This window comes from Clostridium sp. YIM B02500 (assembly GCF_022324665.1).
Taxonomy (GTDB): domain Bacteria; phylum Bacillota; class Clostridia; order Clostridiales; family Clostridiaceae; genus Clostridium; species Clostridium beijerinckii.
Map to the genome: position 1 here is coordinate 123472 of NZ_JAKGTE010000007.1, position 20344 is coordinate 143815.

Annotated in this window: 17 protein-coding genes; all 17 read right to left on the reverse strand. The window is 29.3% G+C overall.

Annotation, left to right across the window (positions count from 1 at the left end):
• Nucleotides 1-108: 108 nt before the first annotated feature.
• Entirely contained in the window at nucleotides 109-1002 is an 894-nt protein-coding gene (locus L1S46_RS07985; protein WP_011967792.1) for an ROK family protein, read from the reverse strand.
• Between the two features lie 347 nt (nucleotides 1003-1349).
• Nucleotides 1350-2330, reverse strand: a complete 981-nt coding sequence (locus tag L1S46_RS07990) for an AraC family transcriptional regulator (protein WP_011967791.1) — start codon at nucleotides 2328-2330, stop codon at nucleotides 1350-1352.
• Between the two features lie 3 nt (nucleotides 2331-2333).
• Nucleotides 2334-3149: a MerR family transcriptional regulator gene (locus L1S46_RS07995; RefSeq protein ID WP_238899710.1), complete on the reverse strand. Its 816-nt coding sequence runs from the start codon at nucleotides 3147-3149 to the stop codon at nucleotides 2334-2336.
• 20 nt (nucleotides 3150-3169) lie between these two features.
• Entirely contained in the window at nucleotides 3170-4474 is a 1305-nt protein-coding gene (locus tag L1S46_RS08000) for an MATE family efflux transporter (RefSeq protein ID WP_238899711.1), read from the reverse strand.
• 262 nt (nucleotides 4475-4736) lie between these two features.
• Complete coding sequence (locus L1S46_RS08005; protein WP_236895682.1) at nucleotides 4737-5660, reverse strand: DMT family transporter; 924 nt, start codon at nucleotides 5658-5660, stop codon at nucleotides 4737-4739.
• Between the two features lie 55 nt (nucleotides 5661-5715).
• Complete coding sequence (locus L1S46_RS08010) at nucleotides 5716-6672, reverse strand: Gfo/Idh/MocA family oxidoreductase (RefSeq protein WP_238899712.1); 957 nt, start codon at nucleotides 6670-6672, stop codon at nucleotides 5716-5718.
• 257 nt (nucleotides 6673-6929) lie between these two features.
• Nucleotides 6930-9107 (reverse strand): Tex family protein, encoded by a 2178-nt coding sequence (locus tag L1S46_RS08015; protein WP_238899713.1) that lies wholly within the window; start codon nucleotides 9105-9107, stop codon nucleotides 6930-6932.
• Between the two features lie 155 nt (nucleotides 9108-9262).
• Nucleotides 9263-9598: a hypothetical protein gene (locus tag L1S46_RS08020; protein ID WP_238899714.1), complete on the reverse strand. Its 336-nt coding sequence runs from the start codon at nucleotides 9596-9598 to the stop codon at nucleotides 9263-9265.
• A gap of 17 nt (nucleotides 9599-9615) precedes the next feature.
• Nucleotides 9616-10527, reverse strand: a complete 912-nt coding sequence (locus tag L1S46_RS08025; protein ID WP_238899715.1) for a site-2 protease family protein — start codon at nucleotides 10525-10527, stop codon at nucleotides 9616-9618.
• A 198-nt stretch (nucleotides 10528-10725) separates the two neighbouring features.
• Nucleotides 10726-12225, reverse strand: a complete 1500-nt coding sequence (locus L1S46_RS08030; protein WP_238899716.1) for a HAMP domain-containing sensor histidine kinase — start codon at nucleotides 12223-12225, stop codon at nucleotides 10726-10728.
• On the reverse strand, nucleotides 12215-12913 hold the full coding sequence (locus L1S46_RS08035) for a response regulator transcription factor (RefSeq protein WP_238899717.1): 699 nt from the start codon (nucleotides 12911-12913) through the stop codon (nucleotides 12215-12217). The genes L1S46_RS08030 and L1S46_RS08035 overlap by 11 nt, the downstream gene beginning before the upstream one ends.
• A gap of 307 nt (nucleotides 12914-13220) precedes the next feature.
• A complete protein-coding gene (locus L1S46_RS08040; protein ID WP_171773316.1) occupies nucleotides 13221-13388 on the reverse strand; it encodes a hypothetical protein in 168 nt (55 codons plus the stop codon).
• A gap of 186 nt (nucleotides 13389-13574) precedes the next feature.
• A protein-coding gene (gene prfB, locus L1S46_RS08045; protein WP_111938345.1) for a peptide chain release factor 2 occupies nucleotides 13575-14673 on the reverse strand; the annotation gives its coding sequence in 2 pieces (ribosomal slippage) (nucleotides 13575-14594 and nucleotides 14596-14673; 1098 coding nt in all).
• A 170-nt stretch (nucleotides 14674-14843) separates the two neighbouring features.
• Nucleotides 14844-17402, reverse strand: coding sequence for a preprotein translocase subunit SecA (secA, locus tag L1S46_RS08050; protein ID WP_023974858.1), 2559 nt, complete (start codon nucleotides 17400-17402; stop codon nucleotides 14844-14846).
• Between the two features lie 344 nt (nucleotides 17403-17746).
• Nucleotides 17747-18280 carry a ribosome-associated translation inhibitor RaiA gene (raiA, locus tag L1S46_RS08055; RefSeq protein WP_011967781.1) on the reverse strand — a complete coding sequence of 178 codons (534 nt, stop codon included), beginning with the start codon at nucleotides 18278-18280 and terminating at the stop codon, nucleotides 17747-17749.
• A gap of 415 nt (nucleotides 18281-18695) precedes the next feature.
• Complete coding sequence (locus L1S46_RS08060; RefSeq protein WP_238899718.1) at nucleotides 18696-19352, reverse strand: ComF family protein; 657 nt, start codon at nucleotides 19350-19352, stop codon at nucleotides 18696-18698.
• Nucleotides 19325-20341: a hypothetical protein gene (locus L1S46_RS08065; protein ID WP_236895689.1), complete on the reverse strand. Its 1017-nt coding sequence runs from the start codon at nucleotides 20339-20341 to the stop codon at nucleotides 19325-19327. Before L1S46_RS08065 ends, L1S46_RS08060 begins: the two co-directional genes overlap by 28 nt.
• Nucleotides 20342-20344 lie beyond the last annotated feature (3 nt).

The following is a 20344-nucleotide window of genomic DNA, read 5'->3' on the forward strand; positions in this document are numbered from 1 at the left end:
ATTTTATATATTATTACTAAGTTAATTTATATAATGTTATTATTAGAAAGGCTAAATGCTAATGACACCCTTCTAGAAAATATCATTAACATTTAATACAATTATATTCTATTTGCTAGTTATAAAATTGTATAGTGCTCCTATGAGATTAGCATCATTTCTAAACTTACAGCTAACTACATTAGGTAGTGGTAAATCATCAATTTCAAAACTCTTCTGATACTTGTCCACATTCCTCTTAATATATTGTATCAATATCTCTTGACTACTTATCCCTCCACCGATTGCAAATATTTCTGGATCTAATATACACTGTAAATTAAAAATTTGTACCGCTAGCTTATAAGTGAAATCATCTAAAATTTTAAGAATATCTGGATCGTTGTTATTTGCATATTCAAATATTTTATACCCATCTAATTCATCTGGCGGAAGACTTTTTACCTTTGCAACTTCATTTATCAATGCTTTAGAACCACTTATAGATCCCCAACACTCATCCGTATTCTCAGTATTATTTACATTCGTATTTATAAAACTAAACTCACCTGCAAAGAAGTTTTTTCCTTTATGGATTTTCTTATTTCGAACTATTCCTCCACCCACACCTGTTCCTAGAACTATTACAACTCCATCATCGAAATCTTTTAAACTTCCTTTCCAAACCTCTGCTAAAGCTGCACATTTTCCATCATTCTCTATTGTAATCTTTATCGGACATCTTTCTTTAAGAATTTTTACAATCTCTTTACCTTCATTATATGATAGTGCACCACCTGTATAAGCATAACCTTTTTCACTATCTAATACTCCTGGCATACTTATAGCTATTCCTTCTATATCATCTTTATATATATCATAGATTTCACCTATTACATCTATAAAACTTTCAATTTTATCAAGTGGTGTTGGTTTTTTACCCCTCTCAATAAACTCCAAATCCTCTGTCATCAGTGCATACTTAATAGAACTTCCACCAACATCTAACACTAAATATCTCATCTCTACACCCCTCATTATTATCTTTAAAATTTAATTTGCCCACACTCTATGCCCTAATATTTACAAATAATAACGTTTACTAAAATAATCATAGCATAATGTTAAACCTCTTTCAATTCAAAGTAAGTAACTTCAAAGCATCTCAATTATTAACAAAAAAAGCTCTCTCAGCTTTTCATTAAGATAGCTTCTTCATTCTTAAATTATGCATTATATATGTTAAAAGAGATTAACTTATTAAAATTTATTCTAAACTATAGCACTGCGGAATAAATAATTTTTAAACATAAATTGAATTATTTAAAAGTTATATATTCCTTTCATTTCAACTTAGAAACTTTTCTAATTTAAGTAAATCTAAAATTGTTAATTCTGTTCATTTTATATTCTCTAGGCGTCATTCCAAATTTTTTCTTGAATATCTTGTAAAAGTATGTTGGATTCTCATATCCTACAAACTCAATTATTTCAATAATCGAATACTCAGTTAATTTGATTAATTCAACTGCTTTGCTTAACTTTTTTTCTTGCAATAATTCTTTAAAAGTCATTTTAGTATGTTTCTTTATTAATTTGCTAAGTTTATAATCTGGTTGATTTAATTTTTCTGAGAGTTCTAGCAGAGTAGCTGTACTATAAAATTCCTCTATGTATTTAAGACTCTGAATTATCAACATCTTCTCATAGTTATCCACAGAATATGTCTCTATATCCTGTGAATTTTTTACTAACTCCACTAATAAAAGCCCTACTAGCAATTTTATTGTCGCTTTTTTCATTATCGAATTAGTATACAGCTCAATTATTATTTTTTCTAATAACTCTTGAATATTTTTTCTTTCAGAAACTTTAAAATATAGATATTCTCCTTCATCATAATCTGTATATAATGTAGTTAGTAAAAATTTACTTACTATATTTTCTTTATCTAACAGAGTTATTATATAGTCAAAAAATTCAGGCCTGATTATAAAGTTAATAATTATGTCCTCTTTGTCCGATGCTTTTATCTCATGAGTTATATATTGATTCAAGAAAATTAATTCGCCCTTTTGTAAAGTTATTTCATTGTTATCTATGATTTGAGTAAGCTTGCCTTGATAAACATAATTAAACTCAATGTAATTATGATTATGACTTGGAAAATTAATAAATCTAATATGCTTTCTAATATCTATTAGTTCCCCACTTGGTAGTAGTTTATTGCTATCTACAATGAAACTTCCATCGTCTGTATAAATGCTTCTATTTACAGAATTCTCTCCACTTAAAATGTTTACTTCTTCATCTGTCAGAGCAATCAGTTTATCATGAATTTCTTTTAACATATGTTAATTCTCCTTTTTCATTATCTCAAGCTTCATCAAAGTATTCTCTTTTCCATCTTCATTTACTTGAGGAAGGATATACACTTCATGGAAATCGCCACTTATCTTAATATTATTCTTATTTATATAATCAATAATTTTATTATAATATTTCTTATTTTCAAAACATCCACCTTCAAAATATATTGTTATATACTCTCCCTCAGGTAAGACAATTGCCCTTCCTTCATTTTTTAGTATTCTTACATAATTATTTGTCATTATATTCTTATAAACCATCTTTTCTTTTAACTCATCATAGGAAACCATTGAGGATAATTCATAACTTAATTTTTCTAGTTGATTTTCACTATTAGGCATTACTTTTCTGTAATTAATTTCTAATTCATCAATAGTGGCTGAGACGCAATCATAACTTATATATTCCCTTTTTCCATTATATTTAATAAATATTTTATCAGTTTCATATTCAATAATTGAAGAAACTGTGTTTTTCATATACTCTAAGTGATTTTTTATTATTCCCATTTCTAATAACTTATTTTCCAAAACCTCTTGCTGAAAATTTATCATATCAAGTTTTTCTTCCATAGAAGTGCTTCTACCCATTAATTTTTTTATTTCATTTAGGGATAATCCCAATGTCTTATAATATTTAATCACATCCATTTGAAAAAATTGTTCTATACTATAATACCTATATTGGCTTTTTTCACTAATGACCTTTGGTTTTAGCAAACCTATTTTGTCATAATATCTCAGTGTCTGAATTGATATGTTATTCAATTTTGACATTTCCCCAATAGAAAAATTACTCAATATTTATCCCCCTTGCCACCTTATACTGATATAGCTTTTTTTGTATTAGTTTTTGTATTAGTAACAATGTTTACTGCTAAAAACGTTAATATTTCTGAAAAAATCATACTAACCCATATTCCATTTGTACCATAATAATGTGCAGCTAAAAATAAAATTACTGGCAAAAATACAAAAGATCTAAAAGCACAAATTAAGTTAGAGAACTTTGGCATTTCTATAGATTGATAGTACATCGATGTGCTTAAATTTAATCCTGTGAAAAAATAAGCTAAATTAGTCATATTAAGTCCAATATATGCTATATTTATTAATTCCTTATCTGTTGTAAACAAACCTATAAGATTTTTTCCAAATATAAAGCATACTAAGGTAAACAATAAGTTTACCGAGACTGACGCTATTAGTGCAAACTTATAAAATGTAAACATCTTTTTTGTATCCCTAGCTCCAAAATAGTAACTTATTAATGGTTGGGCTCCTAAACTAACACCGAGAAGCATCATATAAATATTTGTAGTTATATAATTTATTATACTATATGACGCAATTCCTTCCTCTCTCATATAGATTCCTAAAACTATATTATAGAAGAATATTATTATCGAAAAGGCTGCTTCTGCAAAAAACGATGGGAAACCTATGGTAATAATCTCTTTAACCACTTTCATTTCCAGCTTCACATTTCCAAAAGTTAATTGACCTTTCTTCTTTAAAAAATGAGGCAGTATTATAGCTATTGTCGCTACTTGCCCAAGTCCAGTAGCAATAGCGGCTCCCCTAACCCCCATATTTAAAGGAAATATAAATATATAATCTAATAATATATTTACCACTGTACCAGCTATCGTTGATATCATAGCTAACTTAGGACCTCCATCATTTCTAATGAATCCATTCAAAGTTATTCCTAACAAACTAGGTATACAAAACAATGAATAGTATCTCAAAAATTCTGCCGACAACTCCTTCAAATTTTCAGTTGCCCCCAAAAGAACTACTATGTACTCCGAAAAAACTATAAATACAAAACTAATAATACTACTTAATATTATAATTGATTTAAATGCTTGGCGAAAAATATATACTGCTCTTTCTTTATCTTTAGCTCCAAAGTTTTTAGAAACTAGAGCACCTCCGCCAACTGCAAACATTGTAGCTATTCCAAATAAAACTATTGTAGCTGGCATTGCAATTGCAACCGCTGCTAACCCCAAATCTCCTACACCTCGACCTACAAAAATACCATCTATAACTGTATATAATGACGATACAAACATAGCCGATGCTGATGGAATAGAGTATTTTAAAAATTTTTTAAACATATTTTTATCTTCCCTTTACAAATATATTTCCTAATATAAATTATAAAGTCTATAGTTGGAATAGAGTCAACCTCTTTATGAAAGAAGACTTGCCTAAAAGCAAGTCCTCTTTTATAAAATCACTATCCATAATAATCTTATATCAATCCTAAATCAATATCTCCTTATTTAGAATTTAATTATGCATCCATTCTCATAAGTTAAAAGATTTCCTTACAAAAATTGAGCTTTCTAAATATATGTTATACACAATATCCCCATTCTACTTTTCTTTCTTAACTCTATAAACTAGAAATATTCCATAACAAACTAAAAGAAGCGCTATTAATATCTTGATATCAAATATATTTTCTCCTAAGATTAATGCTGATAACAATGTTCCAAATACAGGTATTAAAAAATTAAATACTGATATTAATCCTACTTTGTTATATTTTAATAATTGTGTCCAAACAGTAAAGGCTATTGATGATAGTAATGCCATATATATAAGTAGTAATGTTGATTTCGCCGTAAATCCTTCTAAGCTACCTCCTAATGCAAATCCTAATGCTGTAAGAAGAATTCCTCCTATAAATAGCTGAAAACCAGTTACTATTGAAGGTTCTTGAGTTTGCGTTATCTTCTTTCCATATATTGCTGACACAGCAAATATTATTGCAGCAATCATTATAAACCCCTCACCTTTAAAAGTGACAGATGTTCCTCCTAATGATTCTCCATTTAAATTAACAATTACTACTCCTATAAATCCAATAACGCATCCTATTATCTTATTTAAATTTAACCTATCATTCTTATATATAAAATGAGCTAGAATTATACTTACAAAAGTTCCTGTTCCATTTATTATAGATCCTCTAACCCCTGTAGTATATGACATTCCCACATAAAAGAATATATATTGAAGTGCAGTTTGAGTTAAACCTAATAAAGTTATCTGACCAAATTGCTTTCTAGTAAATTTAAATATAACTCTTTTTGATATAAGCTCAAATATGAGTATAAAAATACCTGCAAGTGTAAACCTATATCCGGCAAAAATTAATTTAGAGCCTACATCACTTATATTAAATAGTGAATATCCAACTTTTATAGCCGGATATGCACTTCCCCATAAAAAGCAACACAATGTTGCTAAAAGTACAATATTTTTTCTGTTAGTATAAACTTTTACTTCATCCATTTTATATGTTTCTCTCTCCCGCCTAATCATTGTAAGTAGTTCATCCAATCACTTTTTATTCCGCATTCATTCTAATTCTATCTAATACTTCCATAACTCGAATTGACTCATTTAAAGTTAAATAATCACTTTCAAGCTTTGACTCTTTTAAACAGTTATGAACTTCCTTAATCTCTGCATACATGTCATCAAATTCTATATCTTTTTCAATTGTATATGACTTGCCCGAATTTAGATTAACAACAGCTTTGTTTGGTCTATTATACATCGGAATCTCCATCCATCCCTTTGTTCCTCTAATAATAGCTGTCCTTTCTTTATTTCTATCAATTGCCCCTTCTACAGTTCCTATTACTCCATCTTCAAAAGCAAGCTTTGCTTCGAAATATGAATCAACTCCTGACTCATTTATATCCATGTAAGATTCGACACTTTTAACCTCTGAATCAATCATATCCATTACAAATGACAATGGATAAATTCCTACATCTAGTAACGCCCCACCTTGGTCTTTATCTAATAAATACGATCCCGGTTTAATGTTTTCTACATTATTGCAAAAATTAGCTTCTATAGCCGTTATATCTCCAATCTCTTTATTTCTTATTACTTTCTTAATATCACTAATTATCGGAATAAACCTTGTCTTCATTGCTTCCATAAAGAATGTATTATTTAACACAGCTTCTTTTTTTATTTCCTTCATTTCTTCCGAATTTATCCCTACAGGCTTCTCACAAAGCACAGCCTTTTTATGCCTTAAAGCTTCGATGGACCAGTGTTTATGAAAGCCGTGAGGTAATGCTATATATACAGCATCCACTTCTTCATCTCTTAATAATTCATTATAATTTTCATAAACTTTCTCACAATTATACTTATCATAAAATTCATCACGTTTTTCCTTAGTTCTAGATGCTATAGCATATAGTTTACCTTCATTAGAATATGATAAACTCTTTGCAAATCTCAAAGCTATATTTCCAAGTCCTATAATTCCCCATCTAATCATTACTTTTCCTCCTCATTATAAACCTACAATTTTATTCATCTTTATTTATTAAAAATACTATTCTATATTACTATATCATACTCTCCATTCATACACGCTAATCGCTAGTACAAAAATACCCACAATACTTAGAACATATTAAATAATTATTAGTATGCAATCATATATTTCTTCCTATAAAAAATTTGTAAGCAGAAAAGTCTTAAGAATGAACATATTCATAATCTTAAGACTTTAAATTTAATTTATTATGTTAGCTATACTTCTGCTGATTCATCAATATCTTTCATAGTTAATGATATTCTCTTTCTCTTTTCATCAACTTCCAATATCGCCACCTTTACTATATCTCCAACTTTAACTATATCTAAAGGGTGCTTTACAAATCTATTTGCCATTTGACTTTTGTGAACTAATCCATCTTGATGCACTCCTATATCTACAAATGCTCCAAAATCAGACACATTCCTAACAGTTCCAGCTAAAACCATACCGGGTTTTAAGTCCTTAAGTTCTATTATTCCCGTTTTTAATATTGGCTTTGGCATTTCTTCTCTAGGATCTCTGCCTGGCTTCTTTAATTCTTTTATTATATCCTTTAGAGTCATTTCCCCAACTTCTAATGTTTCACTTAATTTTTTTAATCCTTGAGATTGAGCTCTTTCATCAATGTCACCTAATTTATTATTCTTAAGGTCTTCTTTATTGTAACCAAGTAATTCTATTAACTTCTTAGCTATAGCATAAGACTCTGGATGCACAGATGTATTATCCAAAGGTTCTTTGCTATCATCAACTCTTAAAAATCCAGCACATTGCTCATAAGCCTTTTGACCTAATCTCTTAACTTTTAATAGTTCTTTTCTTGAAGTGAATCTTCCTACTTCTTCTCTATAGTCAACAATATTTTTAGCGATAGATGCATTTATTCCGGAAATATGTGTTAAAAGCGATGGTGTTGCTATATTTAAGTCAACTCCAACAGTGTTAACTGAGTCTTCTACTACACCTGCTAAGGATTCTTCTAACTTTTTAGGAGTGACATCGTGCTGATATTGTCCTACTCCTATAGCCTTAGGATCTATCTTAACTAGTTCCGCAAGTGGATCTTGCAACCTTCTTCCTATTGAAATCGCACCTCTTACTGTAACATCTAAATCTGGATATTCCTTAGTTGCAAGTTCTGATGCTGAATAAACTGACGCTCCTGCTTCAGATACTATTACATATGCTAATTCTTTTCCAGTTTCATTTTTTATTTCCGTAATCATTTCTGCAATAACTTCTTCTGATTCTCTTGATGCTGTACCATTTCCAAGGGATATAACATCAACATTATGTTTAGCAATAAGAGCTTTTAAAGTTCTCTTTGTTCCTTCGATATCTCTTTTAGGCACTGTAGGATATACTGCTGTATTTTCTAAAAACTTTCCTGTTGCATCTAGAATCGCTATTTTACAGCCAGTTCTAAATCCTGGATCATATCCCATTACTACTTTTCCTTTAATAGGCGCTTGTAATAATAATGCTTTCAAGTTTTCTTTAAATATCTTAATAGCACCTTCTTCACCTATATCAGTTAATTCACTTCTTATTTCTCTTTCTATCGATGGATAAATTAATCTTTTTAATGAATCTCTAATTGCAAGTTTTAATTTTTCATCTAAAGTTTCATTGCCTTTTAATACTTGATTTTCTAAGTATTGAATTATCTTATCTTCATTAACAGTTATCTTAACATTTAGGATTTTTTCTTTTTCTCCTCTGTTTATAGCTAATATTCTATGAGGTGGTATCTTATTTACTGCTTCAGAATATTCATAATACATTTCATATGGAGTTGGTTCATCTGAGCTTCCCTTTGATTCTATATTACCTTCTCTAATAACAAATTCTCTTATATACTTTCTGTACTTAGCTTCATCAGAAATGCTTTCAGCTATTATATCTGAAGCTCCTTGGATAGCTTCTTGACTATTTGTAACTCCCTTTTCTTCACTTATATACTTAGCTGCCTCTTCATCTAGGTTCCCACTTAATTTTCCTTCCAAAATTAGTTCTGCAAGAGGCTTTAATCCCTTTTCTACTGCTATGGTTGCTTTTGTTCTCTTTTTAGGTTTAAAAGGTCTATATATATCTTCAACTTCTGTTAAGGTCTTTGCATTCCCTAAAGCTTTTCCTATTTCATCAGTATATTTTTCTTGTTCTTGTATAAGCCTTGTAACATCAGCTTTTCTTTCCTCTAAATTTCTTAGATACGTAAGTCTTTCAGATAATTTTCTTAAGACTTCATCTGAAAGTCCTCCTGTTGCTTCTTTTCTATATCTTGAAATAAATGGAACCGTATTTCCATCATCTAAAAGTCCAATAACATTTTGAACCTGACTTAACTTTATTTCTAATTCTTTTGCAATTCTTTCTTCAATTGAATTCATAATTTCCTCCTGCTTATATTAAATTACCTAAATAGTCATTGCCACAACAATACTATTTTACCATATAAATCATTATTGCCATTACTATTTTTAGTAATGGCAATAATCCTATATCACTATTAATATTATAAACTTATTTTAATTGAAAGCAATAATTATATATATTTTTCTTCTACAGTTGTCCTCACTTTCAGTTTCCCATTTTCCTTACTAATCTCAAGAATTAATTTTCTTAAATCTTTTTTGCTCAATTCATTATATACTACGATTTCTTGTTTTTGCCCGTCGTTATAATAGCAGAGTTTAAGCTCTGTTACTCTATTCAAATAACTTAAAATTAAGGTCTTAACTACTTGCCCATCCTTTCTTATATTGGATATTTTTAATGGATGTTTTTCTATTCCCTCAAAGCTTAAATATATATCCTTTAAGTCTTCACCGGTCAAGTTTTTAATAAGAATATCTTTTGCTCCTGGTATATTGAAATACATATTTACCCCTCCAATTTTTATTGAATAAGTACAGAAGAATGAATCCCATGGATATATGTTATTCCAAGTCCCAAAAGTAACATTAATCCGAAATAACTTAATGCAAACATACACCTAATAGATGTCTTTACTTCATAATACGATTTATCTGAATTTCTATATTGTTCAATAACTTTTGCAATTCCAAGTATAAGTAATAATAAAATAATTGGATTGAAAGCCTTGAAGAGAGCAATTATACCAATTGGTATTCCTATGAGCCATAACTTTGGTGATATAGCCGAAACCACTCTTCCACCATCAAGTGGATGAACAGGTATAAGATTAAATAGATTTAACATAAAACCTACATAGGCTAATGCTGCCAAAAAGTCTTCTCCAGATATAAAGTAAAACAATAAACAAATTAGTGCACCTATACTTCCTAACACAGGCCCTCCTATAGCAACTTTCGCTTCTGTTGCTGCATCTTTAGGTTCTTCTTTCATGCTAATAAAAGCACCTACAAAAGGAATGAAAATTGGAAGGCTTACATCCAATTTAATTAATTTAGCCGTAAGATAATGTCCCATTTCATGAATCAAAAGCAGTAATACAAAGCCAACTCCAAATGCCACTCCATACATCTTAGCGTATATGACGATCATTAGTATCATAGATATAAAGGTAGATGCAAATTTACCAAGCTTTAATAATATTATTAAGAATTTTAATTTTCCTAGCACTAAAAATAAAATAGCTTTAAATTTTAAAAGTACTAATAGAAAAGCTCCTACTACTCCTAAAATTCCTTTTTTATCTTTTAATTTTGCAACTAAACCATTTTCCTCAAAGTGTTCTTCCGTATTAATGGTATCAGTTTCTTCTTTCAAATTATCATAATCTATGTTTGAATCAATATTTTCTAATTCATTTTTATCGTTGTCCATAAATTTTCCTTCTCTTTCTTATACATGATATTAAAGCATTAAGCTAAAGTTACTTTTAATAAACTATACTAAAAATAATGTATAATGCCTGCTCAAACTCCTCCTCTACTATACTTAGTATAAATGCATTTTATTAAAAGCTGCTTACAACAATATTAAATTAACCTAAAAAATAAATTGCTAATCCAAGCTTTAAATTTAGATTTTATTCTTAAACACAACAAGTGGCAACATGATCTCAAAAGTTGTCCCTATTCCACTATCTATAATTCTAATATCACCATTATGTTTATTTAATATTTTCTTTGTGATAGATAATCCAAGTCCTGTTCCTCCAGTTTTTGAGTTTCTTGATTTATCAACTCTAACAAATGGGTTAAATATATTTTCTCTGTATTTTTGAGGAATACATTCACCGTTATCTGATAATATAATGTAGAAATAATTCTCTCTCACTTCTGTCTTTACTCCTATTCTACTTCCTACAGGATTGTATTTAACTTTATTGTCCAAAACATTATTTATAGCTCTAGATAACTTTTCTTCATTTATCATTACATAATAGGGCTCTTCAATTATTTCAAAATCATATTCGAATTTTTTATGATCAAATTCTAGAATATAGTTTGCTATTATTTGCCTAACAAATTCAGCTATATCTGCTTTTACTGTAATCATTTTATAATCAGAATTATCATATAATGAAAATTCAAACAGGTCTGTTATTAATTTATTTGCTCTTTGTGAATTCTTATTTATTATGTTTAAGTATTCTAACTTTTCCTTTTCATCTAAATCATTATTATTAATTAAAATCTCACTATATCCTAAAATCGATGAAAGAGGGTTTTTTAAATCATGCGATATATCTAATATTAAATCCTCTTTTATCTTCTGTAATTTTTCATTTTGACTTTTTTCATTTTGTATAGTTCCTGCCATCATATTAAATCCATTTGCTAATTCAAGGAATTCATTCTTTTTATCTATATCTAAACGTATATTATAATTGCCATGAGATATCTCTATTACTCCAGCCAATAATGTCTTTATTGGTTTTATAAATGCGCTAGAAGTTGCTTTAGCTAAAATATACACTATTGAGAGAATTAATATAACATTGAACGCACCCATTATTTTTATTATTAGATTATGAGGAATTACTTTGGTGATTCTATTCGGCTTTGTAATCTCTGAATACGGGAATCCAACTACCACTAAAGAATCTTCTTCTTTTAGATACTTGCTATATAGTGAATATTTAACATTATCTTTTGTTTCAATTATTGAATTATTGAAATCTGATAATGCAAACATTGTTCTAATATCATCATTTAGTGATTCTTCATTATCCTTTGTTAATCCAAATAAATACATATAGCTTTGCAAATTTATATTTTTAAATTCCTCGATAACATGTCCCCTCATGTAAAGAACTTTATTATCATTATTTATTTTTACCATAAAACCATCTATATCAGACAAATCCCCATCAGTTATACTCGTATAATCTTTTACAAGCTTATTTTGTAGCCCTCCAAAATAAGAATTATATGTATTAGGTCCGCATAAAGTTCCATAAACAACAATTGAGCCAATAATCGCTATTAATAGTATTATGTTTATAGCTATATATCCCAAAAAATATATAAAAAATAACTCTGTTGTAACACTCCTTTTTATTCTTTTAGCTTTCATGCATTGCAACCCTCTCAATTTTATAACCTATCCCTCTTATGGTTTTTATGTAGATTGGATTCTTAGGATCATCTTCTATTTTCTCTCTAATATGACTTAAATGAACCATTATATTATTAGAGTCTCCAAAATAAGCTTCCTCCCATACTTCTTCATATATTTGTTTCTTAGTAAATACTTTCCCTAAATTTGAAACTAATAACTTTAAAATCTTGAATTCCTTTGGATTTAGATCAATCTTTCTGTTCCCCTTATAAACTTCAAAAGTCTCAGTAAATAGCTTTAACTCTCCTGTCGAATAATAAATTACGTCCTTATGCTCAGCATATTTGTAGCATCTTCTGAGATTAGATGCCACTCTTGCAGATAATTCTATCGGACTTATAGGCTTTACTAAATAATCGTCAGCTCCAAGTCCTAAAGCCAAAACTTTATCAGAATCATTCCCCATCGCTGTAATACAGATTATAGGAATAGTAGAGATGGCTCGTACCTTTTGTATCACTGAAATTCCATCAACATTTGGCATCATTATATCTAATAAAATTAAATCTATTTTTTTATTTTCAAATATATTTAAAGCTTCTCGTCCATCGGAAGCTTCATAAACTTCATAGTCTTCCTTCCTCATATGCAATGAAATAAGATTTCTAATATCCCTTTCATCCTCAACTATTAGAATATTCATAAATTCAACTCCTCCACTAATATGAATATATTTTATCATATTTATATACCATTTTAGGAATTAATTTCAATTATTAATTCTGATATTATATGCTAATCATATAAGAATACTTATTTTATATAAATTTGTTATTGATTGAATAAAGATCTAACGGTATAATTATTATGTAAATAATTACCAGAGGTGATGGGTTTATGGTTAAAAATATTAGTAGAATTTGCTCTTTCTCATTATTATTTTTACTCTCAATACTTGCTTTAAACGAATTTCAAATAATGAGTTACTCAGTTAACTTAAAAAATATATTTTACTTTCTAGTATTAATTTTGATTATGTTTTCGTCTGTTACAACTCTTCTAACAAACAAATCAGGCTTTTTTAAATTTGTTAGTGTAGTAATAATGACAGCATTGGTAGTTGGGGGAATCATGTCTATACTAAAACCTGGACTTAATATTTCCCTATATGTGTGCATAATTCTTATTGCCGTCTATTCTTTAATCGATATATTCTATAAAGCTGCTTAGCTATACAGATATGCCAGTTTATTTTTACTATTTATTTTATATAAACTTTACTTTTAGAATTTCTCTTAACAAAAAGACTTCTATCATAAAATCATTTGATAGAAGCCTTTTTCATTAAGAGAATATATATTCTTTTATTGTTGCTTTAGATATGCATTTATAAACATATCGATCTCACCATCCATTACTGATGTAACATTTGATGTTTCGACATTAGTTCTATGATCTTTAACCATGCTGTATGGATGAAATACGTATGATCTTATTTGACTTCCCCATCCCATATCTTTTAATTCTCCGGTTAAATCCTCAATTTTTTCTTTATGTGCTCTTTCTTTCAGCTCGACTAGTTTAGACTTCAACATTTCCATAGCTGTATCCCTGTTAGAAAATTGACTTCTTTCATTTTGGCACTGTACAACTATTCCAGTTGGAATATGAGTTATCCTAACTGCTGAGTCCGTTTTATTAACATGCTGGCCTCCAGCTCCTCCTGATCTATAAGTATCTATCTTTAGATCATCAGATCTTATTTCTATATCTTGTTCCTTTGTAAGTTCTGGAAGAACTTCCATAGATGCAAATGATGTTTGTCTTTTACCATTGGCGTTATATGGCGATATTCTAACCAGCCTGTGAATACCTTTCTCCGCTTTTAAGTAACCATATGCATATTCCCCAGTAACTTTTAAAGTAACGCTTTTAATTCCAGCTTCATCTCCAGGAAGTAAATCTAGAGTTTCAATACTATAGCCTTGTTTCTCACACCATCTTGTATACATTCTTAAAAGCATTTCTGTCCAATCATTAGCATCAGTACCTCCAACACCAACGTGAAGCGTCAAGATGGCATTGTTTTTATCATATTCTCCGCATAGTAGTACTTTCATATTATAGTCATCAATCTGTGCTTCTATATCTCTTAAAGTTTGTATTATTTCATTAGCAGATTCTTCATCATCATCTTCCATGATTTCTTTTAGTACTTCTATATCCTCAATCTGAGACTTCAGCTTATCAAAATTTTCAATTTTGTCTTTTATCAACTTACTCTTTTTTGTAACTTCTTCTGCCTTTTTTATATTATCCCAGAAACCTGATTCTTGCATTTGATATTCTAACTCATTGAGCTCCTTTTCTAACCTATCTCGGTCAAAGTGAAGCCCCCATTTCTTCTATAGATTTTTTTATACCTGGAAGTTTAACCAATTCCTTTTCAAGTTCAATTATCATCTATTATTCACCTCTTTCAAAAAATCCAGTATTAATAAGAATTCCGCAGAAGCCTTCTTAAAACTGTATTTAATTCTAAATAACAATTCTTCAAACCTCTACGGAATTTATTATATCATATTTATCATTTTTCAAACTCTTTAGAGCTTATTACAAAGTTTCAAACTTGTTTATGCTTCTCTTCCACAACAATTTTTAAATTTCTTACCGCTACCACAAGGGCACAATTCATTTCTTCCATGCTTATCTAGATTTCTAACTGGAGCTACTGGCCCTGCACTAGGTCCACCTGGTTGATTTTGTCCTGGCCCTGGAGCAGCAGCACTTGAAGATTCCTCATGAATTGCTGCAGTTTCTTGAGCAACCCTTACTCTTTCTGGTGCAACTTCTATTCTAACATGGAATAATAGTCTAACTGTTTCTTCTTTGATTGCTTTAATCATATCATTAAACATTTCGCTACCTTCCATTTGGTACGCTTGAACTGGATCAATTTGTTTGAATGATTGAAGCCCTATACCTTGTTTTAAATGATCCATATTATCTATATGATTCATCCATTTAGTATCAACAGCTCTTAAAAGAACAACTCTTTCAACTTCTCTTAATCTTTCTGCACCAAACTCTTCTTCCTTTTGTTCATAGAACTTACGTGCTGATTCAAATAAGCTTTCGATTATTTCCTCATTTGACAGATTTTCAAGACTAGGTAAATTAACTGTACCTGGCGCTATACATATATCTTGTAAAGCAACCATTAGATGCAAGAATTCTTCTCTATAATCTTCTGATTCACCTGTAACATAAGTATTGACAGCGTCAGCAATAATATCCTTTGTCATTGATAATATTTCTTCTTTTACATCTTCGCCTTCAAGAACTTCTGATCTTTGTTTGTAGATAACTTCTCTTTGGATATTCATTACATCGTCATAACCCAATAATTGTTTTCTAATATCGAAGTTATTACCTTCAACCTTCTTTTGAGCATTCTCAATAGCTTTTGAAACCATTTTGCTTTCAATTGCTTCTTCTTCTTGAAGTCCCAATTTTTCAACAACACCTTGAATTTTTTCTGATCCGAATATTCTCATTAAATCATCTTCTAATGAAATAAAGAATGTTGATTCACCTGGATCTCCTTGTCTTCCTGAACGTCCTCTTAACTGGTTATCTATTCTTCTTGATTCATGTCTTTCAGTACCTATTATTTTAAGACCACCAAGTTCAACTACACCTTCGCCAAGCTTGATATCAGTACCTCTACCTGCCATATTAGTAGCTATAGTAACCATGCCCTTTTCACCAGCATGACTTATTATTTCAGCTTCTTGTTCATGGAATTTAGCATTTAATACTTGATGTGGTACTCCTTTTTTCTTAAGCATACTTGATACAAGTTCTGACTTTTCAATACTTACTGTACCAACTAACACTGGTTGCCCTTTAGCATGAGCTTTTTCAACCTCTGAAGCAACTGCCTTTATTTTTCCAAGCTCTGTGCTAAATACTAAGTCTGGATTATCTTTTCTTGCTATTGGTCTATGTGTTGGTATGACAATAACATCTAACCCGTAAATTTCTCTAAATTCATTTTCTTCTGTTAATGCAGTACCAGTCATACCTGATAGCTTTTTATACATTCTAAAATAGTTTTGGAATGTTATAGTAGCCAAAGTTTTTGATTCTCTAGCGATTTTAACTCCTTCTTTAGCTTCTATCGCTTGATGAAGACCATCTGAATACCTTCTTCCCTCCATAAGTCTTCCTGTAAATTCATCAACAATTATTACTTCGCCATCTTTAACCATGTAATCTTTGTCTCTTCTCATAGCAAAGTTTGCTTTTAATGCTTGAGTTACATAGTGTTGTAATTCAATATTTTCAGCATCTGCATAATTGGCTACTTTAAAGGTTACTTCTGCTTTTCTAACACCTTCATCAGTTAACATTACTGCATTTGCTTTTTCATCTCTAGTAAAATCTTTCTCTGCAACTAACTTCTTTGCAAAATAGTCTGCAACTTTATAAAATTCAGTAGATTTTTCACCTTGACCTGAAATTATAAGCGGAGTTCTAGCTTCATCTATTAATATTGAGTCAACTTCATCGACTACAGCAAAATTTAATGGTCTTTGAACTCTTTCCTCTTTGTAAATAACCATGTTATCTCTTAAGTAGTCAAATCCAAATTCATTATTAGTTCCATAAGTGATATCTGACGCATATGATTCTCTTCTTTGATCATTATTTAATTCATGTACAATAACACCTGTAGTTAATCCTAAGAAACCATATAACTCACCCATCTGCTCAGCATCTCTTTTTGCAAGATAGTCGTTAACTGTTACTATGTGAACACCATTTCCACTTAACCCATTTAAATACGCTGGTAAAGTAGCAACTAGAGTTTTACCTTCACCTGTTTTCATTTCTGATATTCTACCTTGATGAAGTATCATACCACCCATAAGTTGTTCATCATAGTGCTTCATTCCTAAAACTCTTTTTGAAGCTTCTCTTACAACTGCGAATGCTTCTGGTAAAATATCATCTAATGTTTCACCATTTGCTAATCTTTCTTTAAATGCTGGAGTTTTTGCCTTTAACTCCTCATCAGAAAGCTTTTGCAGCTCTTCATCTAGATCATTTATTTTCTGTATAGTAGGTTTGAGCCTTTTAACTTCTCTTTCACTATATGTTCCAAATACGGCATTTAATAGTCCCATAATGTCATCCTTTCGAAATTATATATTTCACGTTAATTTCCAATATATTTTAACTATCCATAATTCATAATCTGTAATTTATTTTATAAATCACGTATTTTATAATTATAACATTTTACTTATCTTATTTTCAATAAAACTCATGATTTTTGTATCAAATCCTATATAAAGCACCCAATTTTAACTTTTTTTTAATATTTTAATCACAAATTATTAATATTAATTGAAAATTTTATGTAAAAATATTGTCATTATCTGTTCAATCATTTGATATGAAAAATAACTGTCCAATGATGCAAATTAAATAAGCACATTGGACAGCCATTATTAAAATCTCTTATATGTTATATGAATTCTGGTTCTAACAAACCATAATCCCCATCTTTTCTCTTATAAATTACATTTACTTTACTACTATCTGCATCTTGATATACAAAGAAATTATGTCCTAATAAATCCATTTGAAGAATTGCCTCTTCAGAATTCATTGGTTTTACCCCAAATTTCTTTACCTTAACCAATTTACCATCGTCCTCTTCTGATGGCTTAATATCTATATTATTTATTTCTCCAAATCTCAATGACCCACTATGTTTTCTAGATAATCTAGTTTTTTGTTTTCTAATTTGTCTTTCTAATTTATCTTCCACTAAGTCAAGAGATTTATACATATCGGAAGTTGATTCTTCGCCTCTTAATACTACTCCATTAAAAGGAATCATAACTTCTATTTTATGTCTATTTTTTTGAACACTTAGTGTAGCCTTAGCTTCTACATTCACTTCAAAATACTTTTCCAATTTGCTTATCTTTTTTTGCACTATTTCTTTTAGCGCATCTGTTAGTTCCATATTTTTTGCTATAACTGTGACTTTCATAAATTCCAGCCCCTCTCATATGAAAAAGTTTTTAAACTTAATATCTTTAAGTTATTAATATTTTATCACTTTTTTATTAACTTAACAAGAGAATTATCAGTAAATTCTGAAAACTAAAGACAAAAAATAAATCTAATCGCAAACTTTAGATTAGATTCCTCACATTTCCTATTAATGATAATTTTAAAATAAATAGAGGTAAAGCTAGTTGACCTGGTTTTTGACCCCACACTCGCCTGCTGGAGCTTTTGCTAATAGAATTTAATCCCTCACTACTAACCCTCTCAGAATACAATCTGGCAGGACTTACTTCTATACCGCACCATGCTCCTTAGACATTTTGTCTAAATTACGTGGATCGTTTTGCCTGCGACTAGCTTCGACTTTCAACCACAAACCTAGCTTTACATTAATATTATATATGACTTTTAGCTAAGGTCAAGAGTTTTATGTCTTTTACTTGATATTTTCTTAATAATTTATAAGCTTCTTTAAGAGTTGCACCTGTAGTTGTTACATCATCTACCAGTATAATATTATATTTTCCAATTTCTAATCCTTTTTTTATTTTGAAAGCATCTTTTATATTTTCATATCTTTCATCCTTCTTTAATTTTTTCTGTTCTTTTGTTTCTTTATCCTTTATCAAAACTTCTAGAGCTTCAATTGATAAATCATTAGCTATTTTCTTTGCTATATACTCACACTGATTAAATCCCCTAATCTTTTTAGATTTTTTTGATAGTGGTATATAGGTTATTACATACTCCTTATATTTCAAGTTTCTTATAATATATTCTTCTAAAAATTCTGCTAATATATCTCCTGCTGTAAAATTGCTTTTATATTTAAATCTAAGTATTAAATCTTTTAATACTCCTCCATAATACCCATAACTTATTATTTCATCTTGATACGAATCTGCTATTGTTTTTATACTTTTCATACAATGCTCGCATATACCAAAGCAGTTATCTTCTTTACATATAATGCAATAATTTTCTCTTGGATATATCACTTCAATTAATCCTTCTAATATACTTTTTATAATTCTATTAAACGCTTTTCCCATACCTTTTTATTGAAATCTCTTGCCATATTCTTCGCCTTCTCAATATCTTCTGATATATCGTTTGATACCAAAAGAACCTCTGGTAATTTTAGATTTACATTTCTTATTTGGCCACATATATACAAAAGCTTTTTATAAGTATATCTTTCATTATCAGCAAAAAGTACTACTGCATCATCCATATAGCAATATTCAAGTAACTCCTCTATTTTATTAGTTATTATAAATATTGCCTTATCCTTGTATTTTGATACTTTTTCACTCTTTTTTATATCATCATTTCCTGAAACTTTTATTACTTTTACATTTGAAAGTTTTAGTTTATTACAAAAATAATCATATACTATGTCAAGCTTCTCTTTATTGGGCACATAAATAGCCACCTTATGGCTATTTTCCCTGAACCATTTAAGATAGTCATATAGAGAAAATGGAATATCTGAATTCAAATCTATTCGTGTAGTTAATACCCTAGGCTCCACAAACGGTTTTTTATAATTATATGCTGCAAGTTCGAACTTTTCGCCTACTAAAGTCGTCTTTTCTATGCTATATAGCAAAACTCTTTCTCCTATGTTTGAACACATTTCTAACATCTCTCTTATATTTACATTACTTAGATTGGAGAAGTATGTTATATCATCAAAAATAACCAAATCATAGTTCTGCTTAATCTTCATTAAGTTATTGTAGTGCGTAAAAGTAAGTTTAGCATTTGAAATTTCTTTTACAATATACGAATGAGTTATATCAGAATACATTTCTCTTGTTATATTTACTAATTCTTTGTTTTCACCTTCTTTTCCCCATACATATAAGACATTTCCATTATTTTGTGAAACTTTACTTATTATCTTTGAAAAAACACACGATGTATTAAATGGAACTGTTATTACTGTTAAAAATTTGATATTTTTCTTATACCAATAATCTATCTTATCAAATGCATACTTTAAATCTTCTAAAGTTACTTTACATAAATTCCTCATACA